The sequence below is a fragment of the Carnimonas nigrificans ATCC BAA-78 genome (genome assembly GCF_000526695.1).
Classification (GTDB): domain Bacteria; phylum Pseudomonadota; class Gammaproteobacteria; order Pseudomonadales; family Halomonadaceae; genus Carnimonas; species Carnimonas nigrificans.
This window is the reverse complement of record NZ_JAGO01000013.1, coordinates 108,085-125,699: the sequence shown is the minus strand read 5'-3', so window position 1 is coordinate 125,699 and position 17,615 is coordinate 108,085. Positions and strand designations below refer to the sequence as shown.

The 17,615-nt window shown below is 47.2% G+C and carries 13 protein-coding genes; 12 read left to right on the top strand and 1 reads right to left on the bottom strand.

Annotation, left to right across the window (positions count from 1 at the left end; translation table 11 throughout):
- Nucleotides 1-44: 44 nt before the first annotated feature.
- Nucleotides 45-1,520 (top strand): carboxypeptidase M32, encoded by a 1,476-nt coding sequence (locus tag L881_RS0108035; protein WP_025733183.1) that lies wholly within the window; start codon nucleotides 45-47, stop codon nucleotides 1,518-1,520.
- A gap of 323 nt (nucleotides 1,521-1,843) precedes the next feature.
- A complete protein-coding gene (locus L881_RS0108030) occupies nucleotides 1,844-2,056 on the top strand; it encodes a hypothetical protein (protein WP_025733181.1) in 213 nt (70 codons plus the stop codon).
- 125 nt (nucleotides 2,057-2,181) lie between these two features.
- On the opposite strand, the gene argG is transcribed toward L881_RS0108030, so the two are convergent.
- On the bottom strand, nucleotides 2,182-3,516 hold the full coding sequence (argG, locus tag L881_RS0108025; RefSeq protein ID WP_025733180.1) for an argininosuccinate synthase: 1,335 nt from the start codon (nucleotides 3,514-3,516) through the stop codon (nucleotides 2,182-2,184).
- Between the two features lie 462 nt (nucleotides 3,517-3,978).
- Between argG and L881_RS13600 the strand changes: the two genes are divergently transcribed.
- From L881_RS13600 to L881_RS13595, 10 genes are all read left to right on the top strand, one after another.
- Nucleotides 3,979-4,344 (top strand): DVU3141 family protein, encoded by a 366-nt coding sequence (locus tag L881_RS13600; RefSeq protein ID WP_245587957.1) that lies wholly within the window; start codon nucleotides 3,979-3,981, stop codon nucleotides 4,342-4,344.
- An 18-nt stretch (nucleotides 4,345-4,362) separates the two neighbouring features.
- A complete protein-coding gene (locus L881_RS0108015; RefSeq protein WP_034578898.1) occupies nucleotides 4,363-6,201 on the top strand; it encodes a polysaccharide biosynthesis/export family protein in 1,839 nt (612 codons plus the stop codon).
- Nucleotides 6,202-6,264: 63 nt separating this feature from the next.
- Nucleotides 6,265-7,080, top strand: a complete 816-nt coding sequence (locus L881_RS0108010) for an ABC transporter permease (protein ID WP_025733177.1) — start codon at nucleotides 6,265-6,267, stop codon at nucleotides 7,078-7,080.
- A 27-nt stretch (nucleotides 7,081-7,107) separates the two neighbouring features.
- Nucleotides 7,108-7,809 carry an ABC transporter ATP-binding protein gene (locus L881_RS0108005; RefSeq protein WP_025733176.1) on the top strand — a complete coding sequence of 234 codons (702 nt, stop codon included), beginning with the start codon at nucleotides 7,108-7,110 and terminating at the stop codon, nucleotides 7,807-7,809.
- A gap of 2 nt (nucleotides 7,810-7,811) precedes the next feature.
- Nucleotides 7,812-8,939 carry a KpsE/RkpR family capsule polysaccharide export protein gene (locus L881_RS0108000; RefSeq protein ID WP_245587956.1) on the top strand — a complete coding sequence of 376 codons (1,128 nt, stop codon included), beginning with the start codon at nucleotides 7,812-7,814 and terminating at the stop codon, nucleotides 8,937-8,939.
- A gap of 223 nt (nucleotides 8,940-9,162) precedes the next feature.
- Nucleotides 9,163-10,251: an alginate lyase family protein gene (locus L881_RS0107995; protein ID WP_084055451.1), complete on the top strand. Its 1,089-nt coding sequence runs from the start codon at nucleotides 9,163-9,165 to the stop codon at nucleotides 10,249-10,251.
- Nucleotides 10,252-10,850: 599 nt separating this feature from the next.
- Nucleotides 10,851-12,944, top strand: coding sequence for a glycosyltransferase family 2 protein (locus L881_RS0107990; protein WP_169730603.1), 2,094 nt, complete (start codon nucleotides 10,851-10,853; stop codon nucleotides 12,942-12,944).
- Nucleotides 12,945-13,394: 450 nt separating this feature from the next.
- Nucleotides 13,395-15,215 carry a glycosyltransferase family A protein gene (locus L881_RS0107985; RefSeq protein ID WP_169730602.1) on the top strand — a complete coding sequence of 607 codons (1,821 nt, stop codon included), beginning with the start codon at nucleotides 13,395-13,397 and terminating at the stop codon, nucleotides 15,213-15,215.
- Nucleotides 15,212-16,225, top strand: coding sequence for an ATP-grasp fold amidoligase family protein (locus tag L881_RS0107980; RefSeq protein WP_025733171.1), 1,014 nt, complete (start codon nucleotides 15,212-15,214; stop codon nucleotides 16,223-16,225). Before L881_RS0107985 ends, L881_RS0107980 begins: the two co-directional genes overlap by 4 nt.
- A gap of 367 nt (nucleotides 16,226-16,592) precedes the next feature.
- Nucleotides 16,593-17,414 carry a glycosyltransferase gene (locus L881_RS13595; RefSeq protein ID WP_156926530.1) on the top strand — a complete coding sequence of 274 codons (822 nt, stop codon included), beginning with the start codon at nucleotides 16,593-16,595 and terminating at the stop codon, nucleotides 17,412-17,414.
- The last annotated feature ends 201 nt before the right edge of the window (nucleotides 17,415-17,615 follow it).

The following is a 17,615-nucleotide window of genomic DNA, read 5'->3' as shown; positions in this document are numbered from 1 at the left end:
CTGTCTGTTCGAGCCAGCCACCAATAACAGGGAAATCAGCTTCCATGAGCACTGCCTACTCGCAGCTTACCGATACTTTCGAGCGTCTTTCTCGTCTTGAGCATCTGCTATCAATAGGCAGTTGGGACATGAATGTGATGATGTCAGCCAAGGGCAGCGACGCGCGAGGTGCCGCCATGGCTGAGCTAGGTCTGGAAATTCAACGGCGGCTAGCGGCTCCGCATATTGGAGAGTGGCTGGATAGCGCTGCACAGGAGCCGCTAGACGATATGGAGCTTGCGAATGTGCGTGAAATGCGCCGTGAGTACGAATATGCCACCGCCCTGCCGCCGCAGTTGAATGAGGCCCTCTCTATTGCCGGGAGTCGCTGCGAAGTCGCGTGGCGTCAGCAGCGTCGCAATAACGATTGGGAAGGTTTCAAGGGCAATCTGCGTGAAGTGGTGCGCTTGTCCCGTGAAAAGGCCGAGTGCCTCTCCGAGCGAAAAGGGCTATCCAAATATGATGCGTTACTGGACGAATTCGAGCCAGGCATGCGAAGTGAGGTACTCGATAGCGTTTTCAATGACTTACGCAGTTGGCTGCCTGAGCTTGTCCAACGTGCCCTGGAAAAGCAGAAGAGCATGCCATTGCCACCGTTGCAGGGGCCGTTCCCGCAGCAACAACAGCATGCGCTAGCGCTTGAGATAATGAAGCTGTTGCAGTTTGACTTCGGTGCAGGGCGCCTGGATGTCAGCGTGCACCCCTTTTCGGGCGGTGTGCCAACGGATTCGCGTATCACGACTCGCTACGATGAAAACGATTTCGTCACTTCGTTGATGAGCGTTATTCACGAGATGGGCCATGCCCGCTATGAACAGAACCTCCCCGAGCAGTTTGCTGGACAGCCTATCGGATTAGCGCGCTCCATGGGCATTCATGAGTCCCAAAGTTTGAGTTTCGAGATGCAGCTGGCGCGCAGTGATGCCTTTTTATCGCTTGTTACTCCGCTAGTGAATACTCACCTCGGTACCCATTTCAGCGTTGAGGCACTGGCGCAGCGGGTGCGCCATGTCGCTCCAGGAAAAATCCGCGTTGATGCGGATGAGCTTAGTTATCCCGCGCATGTGATGCTGCGCTATGAAATTGAACGAGCGCTGATCGAAGGCGATCTTGAAGTCGATGATATTCCTGCGGAGTGGGACGAGCGCATGCAGCGCTATCTTGGTATCGACACGCGCGGGGATTTCGCGAACGGATGTATGCAGGACATTCACTGGACCGATGGTGCATTTGGCTATTTTCCCACCTATTCCCTGGGCGCCATCTACGCGGCTCAGCTGTTCAAGGCAGCATGTCGTTCTACGCCTACCATGACGCAGCAGATCGAGAAAGGTGAACTGACCGAACTATTTGGCTGGTACAACAATACTATCTGGCAGCATGGCCGTCGCTATTCGTCGCAGCAGCTGATTTCGCAGGCAACCGGTAAACCCCTGGATATTCAGGACTATCGCGCTCATTTGGAAAACCGGTACGGGTAGAAACGGACTATCTGCCTGCCCTACTTTTCTTCTGTACCTCGGCGCTAGCGTGCGTCGGGGCCGTGAATTACTTCACATGCGGCAACCTCTCTTCTTGCTCTCTTTCTCCTGGAGCACGCTGGTTTTCTTCTCGATACTCCTTGGATACTCGCTATTGGTGTTGTAACGGCAACGCAGAAATCCTGTTTTGGTTGTTTTTATATATCAATATCAGGCGCATCATAATCACCGTTAATCAGGAGCGGTAAGCAAAGCGCACTGGCCGACCTATTTGGCTCCCATACACGATGCTCAGACCGCTCGCTGTGTGAGGAGAATCCACCATGAAAGGCATGAAACTACTATTTGCATCCATCGTCATTGCCCTGGGCGTTACCAGCCTGCAGGCAAGTGCTGATAAGTCCGGTATTGACGCAGCACCGGGGCACGGCGGTCACGGGGGCTGGATTACCATGCAAGTGCAGCAAGACGGTGTATCGCCACTAACCGGCACCGATGACCACGGTGTGGATACCCGATTAGGCAACAATCGTTAGTTACCGTTAATTACGGTCTTGTCAGTAAAGAGAAAAGGCAGCCTATTTTACAAGGCTGCCTTTTTAGTGATGGGGCAAGCCGCAAGGAAGCTTGCCCATACTCGCCCAGTGAGAGCGGCGAGTATTTATTTCTCGTCAAGTTTGGGGAGGCTGCTGGCGTCGGGTTTTCTCAGTAGGCCTGTGCGCGTATAAAGCTCCAGTTTTTCGCGGCTGTCGGTGATGTCATTGTTACGCATGATGAGCTGACCGATACGATCCCGTGGAGTGAAGGTAGAGTCCACCTTCTCCATTGAGAGCCGCTCTGGCTGGTAGGTCAGGTTGGGCGAACGTGTATCAATCAGGGAATAGTCGTTACCGCGGCGCAGCTCGATCACTACCTCACCGGTAACCGCACGAGCGACCCAGCGCTGTGCGCTCTCGCGCAGCATCAGCGCCTGAGAGTCGAACCAGCGGCCCTGGTAGAGCAAGCGGCCAAGGCGCAGGCCATTGATGCGATACTCTTCGATGGTGTCTTCATTGTGAATGGCGGTCAGCAGGCGCTCATAAGCGATGAACAGCAGCGCCATCCCGGGGGCTTCGTAGATACCACGGCTTTTGGCTTCAATAATGCGGTTCTCGATCTGATCGGACATGCCTAGCCCATGGCGTCCGCCAATGCGATTGGCTTCCAGAATCAGCTCTACCGGGTCAGAAAATTCAACGCCGTTCAGCGCTACTGGCTGCCCTTCCTCGAAACGAACCGTCACCTCTTCTGCCGCAATCTCGACTTCCGGCTTCCAGAATGGCACGCCCATAATCGGCTTCACGATGCGAATACCGCTGTTGAGATATTCGAGATCCTTGGCTTCATGTGTAGCGCCAAGAATATTGGAGTCGGTGGAGTACGCCTTTTCGGACGACATGTGATAGTCGAAGCCGTTGGCGTTCATGAATGCCGACATCTCTGCGCGGCCGCCCAGCTCATCAATGAAGTTTTGATCGAGCCACGGCTTGTAGATGCGCAGGTCCGGGTTGGTCATCAGCCCGTAACGATAGAAACGTTCAATGTCGTTTCCTTTATAGGTGCTGCCATCGCCCCAGATATTGACATTATCTTCCTTCATCGCCGCCACCAGCATGGTGCCGGTTACCGCGCGGCCAATGGGAGTGGTGTTGAAGTAGGGGACGCCTGCGGTAGTGACGTGAAAAGCGCCGCATTGCAGGGCCGCGATGCCTTCATGCACCAGCTGCGCACGGCAATCCACCAGACGGGCATTTTCAGCGCCATACTCCATCGCCTTTCTGGGAATAGCGTCGTAATCGTCTTCATCAGGCTGGCCCAGATGGGCGGTATAAGCATAGGGGACGGCACCTTTTTGGCGCATCCAGAGCAGTGCCGCGCTGGTGTCGAGGCCGCCGGAAAAAGCGATGCCGACTTTCTCACCGTGAGGAAGATGTTCGAGTATGGTGCTGGTAGTCATGATGGCCCAATCTATGTGCTGGAAATTTCTCTCAGTATAACGGTTATTAATAGTGGTATGAATGGCGATACGAATACAGACGAATTTGATAGGGGAGCCGTTCTGTCTTTATTCCACCACATTTTGTTGGAAAGTGTATCTCGCCGTTGAAGATTGATGCACCATGAGCGATCATTTGCGGCTGATATTGAGGTATTTTGCGCTCGTTGTGTATTCGCGACTTTGGTTTCATGCCGAGGCAGCGCCATCCGTGCATGGGGCAACCCTGAATCGGGCTATCATGCTGCGCCAGCACAAGCCGTGTTCAAAGCCATGAGATTATAAATGACAGTTAACTTCAGATATTCTGGTAAGCCACGACAATGGCGATTATTTGTACTTTTAACAAGTGCACTCGCCTTCACCGCTGCGCTCTCAGGGTGTGCCTCCACGCCCGATCTGAACCGCGGTAACATCAACGGTGTGAACAGTGGTGTTCCAGCTGGCCCTCAGCTCTCTTCCTTCCTCGATCGTGCTTCTCCAGGCAGCACGGCTAGCGTATATAGCAGTCCATTGGGAAACAATGCCACGGTCAATGTGGAGGACAGCTATTTTTCGGGCACAGGTCTTAAATGCCTGCGCCTGAACGTTGCCGCAGCAGTGGTATCGCCCGGCTTCGAGAGCAGCATCGCGTGTCGCAGCGGCGACGCTGGCAATGCGCAAAACGCTCAGCAGGACGGTTCTCGATGGAAGCTGCAGCGCTCCATCATCAATCAGGTGCAGCCGGAATATATCAACCGTAATAGCAGCGGTACGACCAGCGGCCGTATCACCGCTCTGCCCGACTAATTCGTTCAGGAAACAGGAATGTCACAATTTAAATTTTGGCTCCGGGCGAGTGGCCTGGTGGCGGTAGCGTGCCTAAATTACGCTCCTCTTCACGCTCAAGAGGTAGGCGGTTACGACGGTAATATGGATCAGCAGCAAGGAGGCGGTACCTACGCCGACCCGCAGCAGAGCGGCGGTGCCTCCTATGGCAGTCAGCAGCAGAATGGTGCTGCGAGTGGCAATGGTCAGGTTGATGATAGCCCGCGCGCTAACTGGAATGATTCCAACTATGGACCGGTGCCCAATGCGCAGAACCCTGCGCAGCGAGCTCAATATGCGAACGTAGCGGCCAATACGGCCAGCAAGAACTCCGGGCCTACTGATCCTGATCTGCTGCCCCCCTTTGGCGGTAATCTGTTCAATGGCGGATTCCGCAGCAAGGCCTCCGATGGCTTGAATCCTGGCTATACCGTGAAGCCGGGCGATCAGATTACGCTGCGCGTCTGGGGCGCCGTTGAATTTAACCAGACGCTGACCGTGGACCCCAAAGGCAATGTGTTCCTGCCAGGTGTCGGCCCGATTCAGGTACAGGGCACCTCCGCGTCTGCCTTGAACGGCACCGTGACCTCTGCCATTCGCCAGATTTATCCGCAGCAGGTGCAGGTATACACCAACTTGCAAGGGGTGCAGCCGGTGGGCGTTTTTGTTACCGGTAATGTTCAAAACCCTGGCCGTTATGCAGGTACGCCGGCTGATTCCATTCTCTACTTCCTGGATCAGGCGGGCGGTATTGATAACGGTCTGGGTAGCTACCGTAATATTTTGGTCAAACGTCAGGGGCGGGTGATTCAGCGTGTAGACCTGTATGACTTCCTGACCAACGGTGACTTGCCTGAAGTGCAGTTCCGTGAAGGCGATACCATTGTCGTATCGAACCGCGGCCCAGCGGTAGCAGTAACGGGGGATGTGCAGCGCCCCTTCCGCTATGAGCTGAAAAACGGTGAATCGCTGAGTGGTGATATGGTCACCAGCCTGTCGCGCCTTGAGCCCGGTGTGTCCAATGTGCTGCTACGCGGTCAGCGCGACAATGGCCCCATGGCGAACTACATGCCGCTGTCGCAGTTTGCCGATGCGCGCATCCAGACGGGCGATGAAGTGCTGTTCAGTGCTGACAAGCGTAGCGAAACCATTGTGGTACAGCTTCAGGGCAGCTTCTACGGGCCTAAACGCTATGCAGTGCCGCGCAACGCGCGTCTTGGCGAGCTACTGAATGCGATCAGCGTCCCGCAGGATATGACCAGCATCAAGGACGTATCAGTAATTCGCCAGAGTGTGAAAGAACAGCAGGAGATCGCGCTGAAGGACAGCCTTGATCGCTTGCAGCAAACCTACCTAGGATACCCCTCCCGTACCTCCAAGGAAGCGGATATTCAGCTCCAGCAGGCGCAGCTAATCGAACGCTTTGTGGCCCAGGCGCGTAAAACCGAGCCATCGGGCCGGTTGGTGGTTGCCCGCGGTAATGGCATAGCGGATATCCGCCTCCAGGATGGGGATATCATTGATATTCCGGAAAGCAACGACTCTATCCTGCTGAGCGGCGAGGTGACCGTACCTCAGGCGGCGGTGTATACCGAAGGCATGAACGCACTCGACTATATCGAGCAGGCCGGTGGCTTCAGTCCTCGTGCTGATAAAGGCCAGGTACTGGTGGTGCACCGCAATGGTCAGGTGGTACGTGCGGATCAAACCGACGTGCGCTCCGGCGATCAAATTTTGGTACTGCCCAAACCGCCCACCAGTAACATCGAACTGGCTAGCTCTATCACTCAGATCATGTACAACATTGCGGTATCCACTGCTGCAGTGCTAAGAATCTGATGATGGTGTGAGTGTTAATCGCAGCTGCCGACCTGATGTCGGCAGCTGTCATTGGAGGGCAAGATGTCAGATATTACTGAATCGGATTTGCGCAAGCCCAGGGGGTCATTAAAGGTGACCTGGGATGTGTGGTCCGCACTGGTGCTGCGTGAGTTCACCTCGCGTACAACAGCCGACCGCATGGGCTGGTTTTGGATGCTGTTTGAGCCGCTGGCAACAATTGCGGTGATGATGTTTGTGCGTGAATATTTGCGTCACTCCATGAGACACGTGGTGGGGGCAGAGTTCGTCCCTTGGTTGATAGTGGGATTGATGTGCTTTTATATTTTTCGCGAATGCATGACAACTCCTATCGCGGCCATTAGCTCAAGCAAAAGCATGTTCTCCTACCGGCAGGTACAGCCGATTGACCCGGTAATCGCACGATGTGTGGTGGGAGGGATGTTACGTGGTTTTATATTTTTGGTGATTATCTCCTTCAGCATGATGATCGGTGCACTTGACTTCCCCTATGATCCTCTGCTTGTTATCAATAACCTTTTAGCCGTGTGGATGCTGGGCTCCAGTCTTGGGGTATTGTTTGCAGTGCTTGCAGCATTGGTACCAGAAATAGGACGTGTTGTAAGGCTGCTTTCAATGCCTCTCTTGTTTTTATCAGGGACAATATTCCCGATCGAAAACTTTCCTCTTTATATCAAAGTATATATGTCATGGAATCCGCTATTAATAGCAATTGAAAAAGTACGACTTGGCTTTTTTCAATATTATCATACTCTGAATGATTTGAGTGATATCTATCTGTGGAGCACTATTATCATGATTTTAACATTAGCATTGTTAATGCACGTACGTTTCTCAACGCGTTTAAAAATGATGTGATGCTGCTGTTATGGATAAAATGACCAAATGATAAAAGTTGAGAATTTGTCTAAACGGTATCACGGCCCTTTTGGTGGAGGGTGGGTGCTAAACAATATCAGCTTTACGATCCCCACTAATGTTAGTGTAGGCCTGATAGGTCGCAATGGGGCGGGTAAGTCCACACTGTTAAGACTATTGGGTGGTATGGACCACCCTGATAAAGGAAAAATTACCACCGATGCGCGTATTTCGTGGCCGATTGGCTTGAGTGGCGGTTCCAAGGGTAGTATGACGGGGCGCCAGAACGTTAAATTTGTTGCGCGTATTCATGGCATCAAAGGGAATCTTGGGGAGTTTATTCAGAAGGTACAGGCTTTTGCGGAGTTGGGGAAACAGTTTGATCGCCCCGTCAGTACCTACTCCAGTGGTATGAAGTCGCGTCTGAATTTTGGGCTATCGCTGGCTTTTGATTTTGATGTGTATCTATCAGACGAAGCCACCTCTGTGGGGGACCGCGCCTTTAAGGATAAGGCAAAGAAGGCTTTTAAGGAGCGTATGGCGACGTCGAGTATTGTTATGGCTGCTCATGGTGAGGGCTTGCTCAAGGATTTGTGCCAGTCCGGGATTATTCTTGAAACGGGAAGAGCCGTGTGGTTTGACGATATAACCGATGCGTTGAATGCGTATCATGATATTAGCGATGGAAAGGCCGATATTTCATCATTTATGAACTCTACTAGTGTGTGATTATGGCTAAAAATACCCCCACCATGTGGTTCAATGTCAATACTATTAAAGGTGCCGCAAAGCGCTACCCACAGTGGACGATTTGTGTCGTGCTCATTCTTCTGGTGAGCTTTTACTGGGGGATTTGGGCCTCCAATCGCTATGTGTCGCATGCTCATGTGGTGATTAGCATGCCGCAAATATCGACAGCCCAGGGTAACTTCTCTTCGGAGGATGCCAGTATTAGTCGTGAAATGGCGGCCTCCCTGCTATTGCGTGATTATATTCGGTCAGCAGATATGTTGACATATCTTGAGGAGAATACGGATATTCGTGAGCACTTTTCCCAACATGGCGATCTGTTTAGCCGCTTGTGGAATAAAAATGCACCGACGGAAAAGATGCTAAAGTATTATCAGAGCATCGTATCGGCTGAACCTGATGAATATAGCGGCGTAATGCATGTGGATGTTCAGGCTTATTCGCCGGAAGAGGCACATAGCCTTGCATCGGCTATTTTAGAGCAAGGGCAGCGTCATATGAATGAAATGGCGCAGCGAGTTGCCCAGGAACAGGTCAAGTTTCTGGAAAAACAGAGTGAGCTGCTTCAGGAGCAGTATCAGCAAGCGCAGCAGGCAAGCCTGACGTTCCAGAACGAACACAATCTGCCTGAGCCTACTCAAACGCTGCAAAACTTTGGTTCCATTGTGGGGCAGTTACAGTCTCAGCTCGCCAGTCTCAAAGCGAGAAAGGCATCACTGGCAGCCTTCCAAAGCCCTCGCTCAGCGGAAATGATGTCGGTTAACAATCAGATTAATGCTACTCAGCGTCAGATTGATAGCGAGCAGGAGAGGCTGGCAAGTCAGTCGGGTAGGCCGCTGAATAGTGTAGCAGCTGAGTTCCAGGTATTGCAGCTGCGCACGCAATTCGCACTGCAGGCATATTCCGGTGTACTGACAGCACTACAGAATGCGCGGGTTGCAGCTGTCAATCAGACGGTTCAGGTCTCTTACCTGCAGCGGCCTACCCTGCCGCAATATTCAGAAGAGCCGACGCGCATCTATAATATAGCTGTATTTATAATGATCGCGTTATTTGTGACTCTAATAGTTAACATGCTTATACTTATTGTTAAAGATCATAAAGATTGAAACATATACAGCCGCGTAGATCTATCGAGCAGGGGGGCGGATAATCATTTTTTTAATTATCACCCTCTGTATTATGGCTACTAACCTATGTAATGCATGGTTGTATGGTAAATCTGAAAAAATAGAATGATTTAGGAAGTTATTTGAATAATATCGTTCTATAGAAAGTGTATGAGGATTACAAGTAAATTTTAACATAAAGCCATATTGATATATTTTCAATATGACAGTAGCAAAGTATTTTATTTGGATGGTCTTTATGAGAAAATTATGGGTAAATTTACGCGAAATAAAATTAAGTATTGCTAGATTGAGTGTGGCTTCATTAATTCTTTTTATATTAATGCTCTCAAATAATTTCGCTTATGGGGCAGATTGGTGCTCAGTATCCTCTGTCAAAGCTAGAGCTTTAATTGATACGAACTTCTACTCCAAGGTTAAGGATAGATCTCCTAACCCAATGCCTGAGGTTCATTCAGAGGGCACCCTACCTCACCAAGGTATACGCGATGAAAGTATTAAGGCACGTCAAGATATGCCTATTATGTTAAAAGCAGCATTATCTTGGAGAGCTACGGGAGATAACAAATGGTTACAGATCGCACAAAACTATCTACTTAGTTGGTTCTCAATATATAAGCTCAGTTTCAACCCCATTGATGAAGATAGATTATTACCGATGGTGTCTAGTTTCGTTATTATTCAGGATACGTTACCGCTTGAACAACAACGGAAGATTAGGGGAATCCTGCATCGGTGGGCATCTGGATATATTGTAAGGATGAAGGAAGGAGGGCATTCAAATTGGCAAAGTCATAGACTTTCAATTGCAGTAGCGATCGCTGTGGCTTTAAATGATCGCGAAATGTTTAGCTCATTACGCAGCCTCTTCCGGAGGCAAATTGAAAAAAATATTAACTCAGACGGAGTAACATATGACTTTCGGGCACGGCATGCTGTCCATTATGCAGTTTATGACCTAGTCCCTCTGGTGAGGGCTGCATTAGCAGCTCGCACAATGGGAGAAGATTGGTATTTTTGGCGAGCGCCAAATGGGGCGTCGCTGAATAAGGCTGTTGATTGGGTTATTCCATATGCTAAGGGGACTAAAAATCATAAGGAATTTCCTAATGCAAAGGGCTTTGATGCGGCCAGAGCAAAAGCTGGGGTAAAAGATTTTTCAGGAAATTTCGAACCGAAACAAGCATCGACTCTTATGTGGCTTTCATCACAGTTTAACCCACAATTAGCCTCTATTGCTTCGGAATTATCTTCTACCCCACCATTTTATCTAAAAATGTGTGGACAATAATAATATTGAATAAAATAAATCGTCAGCTTTACCTAGTTTTATCACATTCGTTGGATGGCATGTCCTGCAATGCCATGATTTAACTATGGGTCATGGTGATAATATGCAGTGGCTATTTGACCCTACGACTTGAGGCTATAGAAAAGTTACCTAGTTAGTGCGCAATGCCAGCCTGTCTCTGATGCGTACGATAATAACGTATATTGAGGAGCTACCGGTTAATCAAGGAATAGGGTGCAATCGCTGAGTTAGGTTTCCACCCAGTAACATACTTGAACCAGTCAATTCCACTGGAGCTGCTGTCGATTGAAGATAGTACTAGTCTTATATATTCACACTTCTTGGAAAAAGCAAAAAAAGTAATTGCTTGTTGTCCTTGAGATTCAATGGTCGACTAATTCTTCATGATATATAAACGGCTTTTTGCTTCCACTCTACCGTCTTTGCTCAGGCTTACTGCTAAGCCTACGCTCATCCCCACCGCGTTGGAGACGTTGCGAGAGCTTCATATACACTATACTGATAACTTCTCCTGGCGAGCGCTTGATGAACATGCATGTTTTCACACGGAAGGGGCTAGCCCGCTGCCCGGCTTCAACATGCTGGAAATCGAGATCGAGCATGATCAAACCTCTGCCGCTGCGGGAATAACCTTCGATAGAGGTAACGGATTTGACCGCCGTAATACCATTTATCTTGCCGTGCGGCGTGGTCGTATAGCCAAGCGTATTTGCTATGTGCCTTACGGCATTAAGGGAATTCGTCTGGAGCCTTTATCAGGGCAGAAGGGATGTTTTTCGGTCAAGCATTTCCGCTTTGTGTGGCTAACGCCACGATTTGCATACAGTAGAATGATACGGCGCTTGAACTATGCCGATCGGCATTTTCAGGGCGCTGGGGCACAGCAGATTCTTAAAGCGTTAAAAGAGGAATCACGGGAAGAGAATGTTTCCTGGCGAAGGTTGTTGGCAGCTTATTACGAAGGCACTTTTGCACGCGGTGCGCCAAATTTCAATTATGCGCTATGGCGTGAGCAGATAGAGCCGCTACGAGAGCCTTCAAATAATAGAGTCGTTATTGCCATTGAGAAGCTGACTGAGCACTCCAGTTTCGGTATTGCTCTATCGACAGAAGGGGCATCGGTTGAGGATATAGCGATAACCCTGGATTCTCTGATCCAACAGCGATATTCACACTGGTATTTATTGATTAGTGCCGAGCAGGATGCCGATGAGGATATCTCGGAATTGCTGAACCAGCGTCTGCACGAGCATGAGATACTGGCCCAGCATCTCCTGATCCAGCCCCCCGAAAGTACATCGTTCCATCAGTGGCTGGCATCGTTATCCCAGCAGATTGATTATGTCACTTTTCTGGCAGCGGGCGATGCACTGGCGATCAATGCTACTTACCATCTTGCGGCACATAGTTACCAGCATCCAGAGGCAGTATTGCTGTATGGTGATGAAGATCGGTGCGTTGATGGCGAGAGAGCATTGCCTAATTTCAAACCGGAATGGAATACGGACCTATTACTTTCGGTCAATTATATAGGCCGTGCGGCTGCCTTCTCATTGGAGCGGCTCCTACAATATAGCCACTTGTGTGAATCTCCCGAGCAGGTGGATATGCATGCCCTGCTCCTTGCATATACCGATGGATTATCCAAAGCGGATATTCAACATGTGGCCTATGTGGTTTTACACCGTCGTTATTCTGATGCTACAAGTGCCGCGGAGCTAACGCCTGACGGCCCAGGTTTCAGCATTACTGCTGTGCAACGTTTTCTGGTTGAAAAAGATGCTAGCGCAACTGCCTCAGAACAGCCCGAATTAGGATGTCGCGTTCAGTGGGGGCTGCACGGACCATTGCCTTCGGTAAGTTTGCTCATCCCTACACGCGATATGCTGCATATGCTGCAGCCCTGTGTGGATAAAATCCTTGAGCTAACCGACTATCCAAATTACGAGATTGTCATTCTGGATAACCAATCCTCTGATCCAGGGGCGCTTGCTTATCTAAATAAGATCGCTCGCGATACCCGTGTACGTGTGTTGCGTTGGGATCATCCATTTAATTATTCAGCGATCAATAATTTTGGAGCCAGGCACTGTAGTAGCGATGTCATCGGTCTGGTGAATAATGATATTGAGCCGATCAATGGCAGCTGGTTAACGGAGATGGTCAGTCATGCGGTCAGACCTAACATAGGCTGTGTGGGAGCCAAACTTTATTACCCTGATGATACGTTGCAGCATGCTGGCGTTATTCTCGGTCTGGGCGGAGTTGCCGGCCATGCACACCGCTTTTTCCCGCGTGAAGACGGGGGTTTCCAGAATCGCTTGCATCACACTCAAAATCTTTCAGCAGTTACGGCAGCCTGTCTGCTGCTGCGACGATCTATATTTGAGGAGGCAGGGGGGCTGGAAGAAGAATATTTGCCCGTAGCTTATAATGACGTAGATTTATGCTTAAAGGTAAGAGAACTTGGGTACCGGAATCTCTGGACACCATTTGCTGAACTGTACCACCATGAATCTGTTTCACGTGGCATTGACGATAACCCCGTCAAAAAAGCAAGAGCAAAAAGAGAAGTGGATTATTTTCGCTCGCGCTGGGGGCAACAGCTTCTGCATGACCCAGCCTATAATCCTAATCTGACCGTGAGTTTTGAAGACTTTTCATTGAGGTAATCAATTTCTCATTATATAACATTAAATTCAATATTACATACTGGGAATTGTTTTTTATATAAGTTTGTGATTGCTTGAGAGGTGCGTAAGGCGAAGTCACAAGGATACCAATATAATGTTTATGCATGTAATATTATATGATTATAGGTGCGTGGTTAATTCTTGTGATAAAATATCATGATCTGTACCACTCTTGGTAGGGGCATCAAAGTTTGCTGTGGGGTTCCTGTGATGAATAAAGTCTTGTGGTTATTTCTATGAATTCTGAGGTATCTGCCTTCGACTAGGCTAATAAAAATGGCTGGTTAGCAGATGCTTGATAGCGATTTTAGCATTTTATTAGGGTTTAGTATTTTCCCGTCGAGAGTATCAAATACTAAAGAGTAAGAAATTAACTTAGGTTTTAATATTATGACGCCATCGGAATATAAGTTTATTAGAAAGTCAAGGATGATCAATGGGAAATGGTATATAAAGGCCTACCCGGATGTTGAAATTCTTGGAATGGACCCCATATTACATTTTATGAAATATGGATGGAGATTAAATAGAAATCCCTGCAAGCGATTTGATACATCTTTTTATAAAGAAAGCAACTCAATTCCAGATGATATTAATCCACTTGTGCATTATTTAGAGGTTGGTATCCATCAAAATTTGCCGATAAAGAAAATAACTAAGAGCAAAGCGGCTAGTGGTACTTCTAACTTGGCTGTTCAATTATGGAATGGTCATTCTGAATCGGCATTGAAAGCACTAGAAGCCGTCTATAATGATCCAGAAGCTATAGAAGCATCACGTTGGTGGGCAATGTGGCACACGGCACGCTGGCTCTATTTCTGTGGGGATATCGAGCAGTCATTGATATTTGCGAACAGAATGAAAGAGCTAGCATCAGCAAACCGGTCACGTAAGGAAACGGTGTACCTGACTTACTTCTGTTTGCTGACATTGGGTCGAGTTGAGGAAGCTTATGTAGGGTTGAGGGCTTATGTCAATCGCCACCCGAATGATGCCGATGCACACTTTGCGTTGAGCAATGCGTTAGAAACTGATATCCAGCGAATAGAACTAATTAACCAGGCATTTTCTATTCATGGCTTCTCTGGTATTTGCCTCAAAGACTCAGACCAGCCGCTTTCGATCGGTAATGTGGCGGGGTTACCAGCGTCTAAGGTGAAGGGGGCTATGAAAGTCTCCATAATTATGCCGATCTATAGTGCCGGTGAGCAGGTACGTATAGCCATCGAGTCCTTACTGGCACAAACCTACGCAAATATTGAAATTATAGCAGTAGATGACTGTTCTCCTGATGACACTTTCAGTGTGTTAAAAGCATTGGAGAAAGAGGACCCCCGGATCAAGGCCATACAACCGCCTCACAATGGAGGCGCCTACGCGGCACGTAATTTTGGGTTAACCTTTGCCACGGGTGATCTGTTCACTACTCACGACAGTGATGATTGGTCCCACCCGCAGAAAATTGCTACTCAGGTTGCTTATTTGGAAGATAATCCAGATGTGAAAGGTTGTTCGGTTCACTGGATTCGTGCCCGTAGTAACCTGGCCTTTACTCAGAATTGGCGACCAAATAATTGCTTGACTCACTGGAGCCAGTCCTCCTTTATGTTTAGGCGTGAAGTGTTAGATACCCTCGGTGAATGGGATCACGTGCGCATAGGCGGGGATACAGAATATATTTGGAGAATGCAGGCACAGTTTGGCAAAAAATCATTTGCTAAGATCCATGCAGATACGCCACTGGCATTTGCACTAGATGAAGAGTCTTCACTAACGCGTACTAAAGCAACCCATGTACGTACTGTGTACTTTGGCCTACGGCACATCTATCGCGAAATCTGCGCTTGGTGGCACGCTTCTCAAAAGCATCTTAACATTCAGGATGCAAAATCTGGGCGAGCTTTTCCAGCACCTCGGAGTATGTTCGAACGCGCCGGAGAACCACTAGTATTCAATAGTGTGATTGCTGGTGACTTTTCACGTTTGGAAGATTGTCAAAAGGCATCTGAGTATATTCAAAAGCACTATAAGCAGAAGATTGCTCTATTCCATTGGGCTAGTTTTCACAAGTCTCCAGAGTCTTTATGTAATCTTTACTTTGAGTTACTCAAACAAGGGAAAATAGAGCCTGTCGTAATGGGGCAGACTGTAAAGGCCAACCACTACAAAACAGCGGATAAAACATTAATTGACTATCCACTGGATGGATATCCTGAATTTATTGGTTTGAAGGAATGGGGGGCTCTGTGAAAAAACATCAGCAGGACGTGACTGCTCTATTGCAAGCATTAGCTCAGTCAAAAGAACAAGTAGATCGTGAGAAAGAGCAAAAACGTGTGATTGCCAATCAATTGGCAGCCGCTGCCCAACAATTATCAGCTGCGGAACGCCAGGGCATATTGGAGAAGATGTCTGAACTATTAACAGCAGATGAGCTTACGGAGAAATTCACCCGTCTGTTAAGTCAGAGTAAGATTCAATTGACTAATGCAGCCTCATTCCAACAATTACTAGTACAGGCAACTCGCAGAAGACAATTATTTAACTTTCAGCCAGAGTGGAAATTGAATAATAAGCGTCATGCCTATAAGTTTATTGATAGCCTAGGGGTCAGGAGACCAAAAATTTATGCCTTTAATCAGGTACTTTCCAAAATTCTTCCTAAGAAAGGGACTGTCTTAAAGCCAGAAAATGGTTCATCCAGCCATGGAGTATTTATTTTTGATGAACAAGGTGGAGCTTTTGAAGTACGTACAGGTGAAAGTTTACGCACTGCCGATAGTGCTCTAGAGAAAGCTGCTTCACTGATGGAAGAAGGAAAAATTAAGAAAGACTCTTGGTTGCTAGAAGAATTTATAGGAGACTTTGAAAAAGGTAAGCCTTCTGCTCCGGTCGACTTGAAATTCTACTGCTTTTACGGTGAGGTGGGGTTCGTATTGGAAGTAGAAAGGGGCAACCAAACCCGCTACTGCGAGTGGATGCCGGATGGCCAGCTGGCAGCTACTGGTCGCTATGAAGGAAAGACATTCATCGGAAATGGTTTCTCCAATCAGCAGCTTGAGACGGCGAAACGGATTAGTAAAACTATTCTTACTCCATTTATACGTATTGATTTTATCAGAAGTAAAAATACTTTTTCTTTTGGCGAGTTCACACCACGGCCAGGACAGTTTTCCTCGTTTAATGAAGTGTTTGATAGATATCTCGGAGAGTGTTATTTAAATGCTGAAGGTCGATTATTTAAAGATATGTATAATTGACAAATTGGCCATGGTCTTAGGATTTGATATTGAGCAATTTGGGAAGTGTAGATATAAAATAATATCTATTTCGCGGAATATTCTACATATTAAGAAAATATTTTATGCATCAGTTTTTTTTACGACTGAGAGCCATAAAAATAATGGTCACATATGATGATATTCACCCAGTGTGGTGTCAGCTAGATGGCACTCAGTGTAAATATAAATAAGGCTCGAATTGAATTTGAGCCTTTCTCCTAATCGAGATGGTAAGTGAATTAACGGAACAGTGCTATAGCTCGTTTTTATTTCTAGATAAGTGATAGAATATCTGGAAATCATATTCGAAAATTTATATATTTTGAAATTTTATCTTAGGGAAAAAATGAAAAAACATATATTTGTTATTGTAAGGTACTCTGTTTTTACCCGTACAGGTGCCAAAAATTTTATTTTAGGTCGCAATAATAATTTAGTGGATTACAAAGCTGAATTATTTAATGATGATCGCATGGCCGTGCATGATTTTTTATTTAAACATGTTACTTTTGAATCGCTGAAAAATCAACAGGGTGTTGATTTGAATCAAGATGTTACTCTTATTGTTTTAACATCTGAGGATATGCCAGAAAAATGGTATACTAGTTTATATTCATCTATTAAAAATTATTCTTGGGCCAATATAGTTAGAGTTAATGAAAATAGTGGTGTTGAGACTGAAGTTCGTAACATTATCGCTTCTATAGATGAGGACATGTGTTATGCAACTATAAGATTAGATGACGACGATGGATTGTCAAATGATTTTCTGAAAAATATATATTCATATTTACGTCCTGAATTTAGTGGCCATATTGTTTCTCATGGTTATGGCTATGAAGGGCTTTTTGATCTTGAATCTTTTAAATTTATTAATATTAATGAGTTTTACTATCCCAAGGTTTCTGCTGGGCTGGCCAAAATTGATACTCGAGAATCATCGAATGGACATGTTAATCGCTCAATTTACGGAGCAGGAAATCACGTAAGAGTAGACCGGAATTATCCGACTATTTTAGACTCTAGAGCGCCTAAAATCTTCAGATCAGCCTATGCTTATCAAGATACAGGTGGTAAAGGATATGAAAAAAGAAATAAAAATAGCAAAAGTGTAGATATAGCTAACATCTCAGGATTCGATTTTCTCGAGCATAATTTAAACTCATGATTTAGTGAAATTTTTGAACATATTAGGGCATGTTATTATTTTGAAAGAGAGACTGCCCCTATTGCTTTGTTGCAGGACCGCACGATTTTTCTCGGTAGAGAAGATTACTGCCATGAAACGCTATTTTGTGCCTGTTGATACTTGGAAATAGTTTTAAGTTGTCATGAAGGCAAAGGGGTGCTGGTCCAATAACTGGAATGT

What these genes read in the sequence shown, in the direction of transcription:
- L881_RS0108035 (WP_025733183.1), top strand. Translation starts at nt 45, where the DNA reads ATGAGCACTGCCTACTCGCAGCTTACCGATACTTTCGAGCGTCTTTCT.
- L881_RS0108030 (WP_025733181.1), top strand. Translation starts at nt 1,844, where the DNA reads ATGAAAGGCATGAAACTACTATTTGCATCCATCGTCATTGCCCTGGGC.
- argG (WP_025733180.1), bottom strand. Translation starts at nt 3,516, where the DNA reads ATGACTACCAGCACCATACTCGAACATCTTCCTCACGGTGAGAAAGTC.
- L881_RS0108015 (WP_034578898.1), top strand. Translation starts at nt 4,363, where the DNA reads ATGTCACAATTTAAATTTTGGCTCCGGGCGAGTGGCCTGGTGGCGGTA.
- L881_RS0108010 (WP_025733177.1), top strand. Translation starts at nt 6,265, where the DNA reads ATGTCAGATATTACTGAATCGGATTTGCGCAAGCCCAGGGGGTCATTA.
- L881_RS0108005 (WP_025733176.1), top strand. Translation starts at nt 7,108, where the DNA reads ATGATAAAAGTTGAGAATTTGTCTAAACGGTATCACGGCCCTTTTGGT.
- L881_RS0108000 (WP_245587956.1), top strand. Translation starts at nt 7,812, where the DNA reads ATGGCTAAAAATACCCCCACCATGTGGTTCAATGTCAATACTATTAAA.
- L881_RS0107995 (WP_084055451.1), top strand. Translation starts at nt 9,163, where the DNA reads ATGACAGTAGCAAAGTATTTTATTTGGATGGTCTTTATGAGAAAATTA.
- L881_RS0107990 (WP_169730603.1), top strand. Translation starts at nt 10,851, where the DNA reads ATGCTGGAAATCGAGATCGAGCATGATCAAACCTCTGCCGCTGCGGGA.
- L881_RS0107985 (WP_169730602.1), top strand. Translation starts at nt 13,395, where the DNA reads ATGATCAATGGGAAATGGTATATAAAGGCCTACCCGGATGTTGAAATT.
- L881_RS13595 (WP_156926530.1), top strand. Translation starts at nt 16,593, where the DNA reads ATGAAAAAACATATATTTGTTATTGTAAGGTACTCTGTTTTTACCCGT.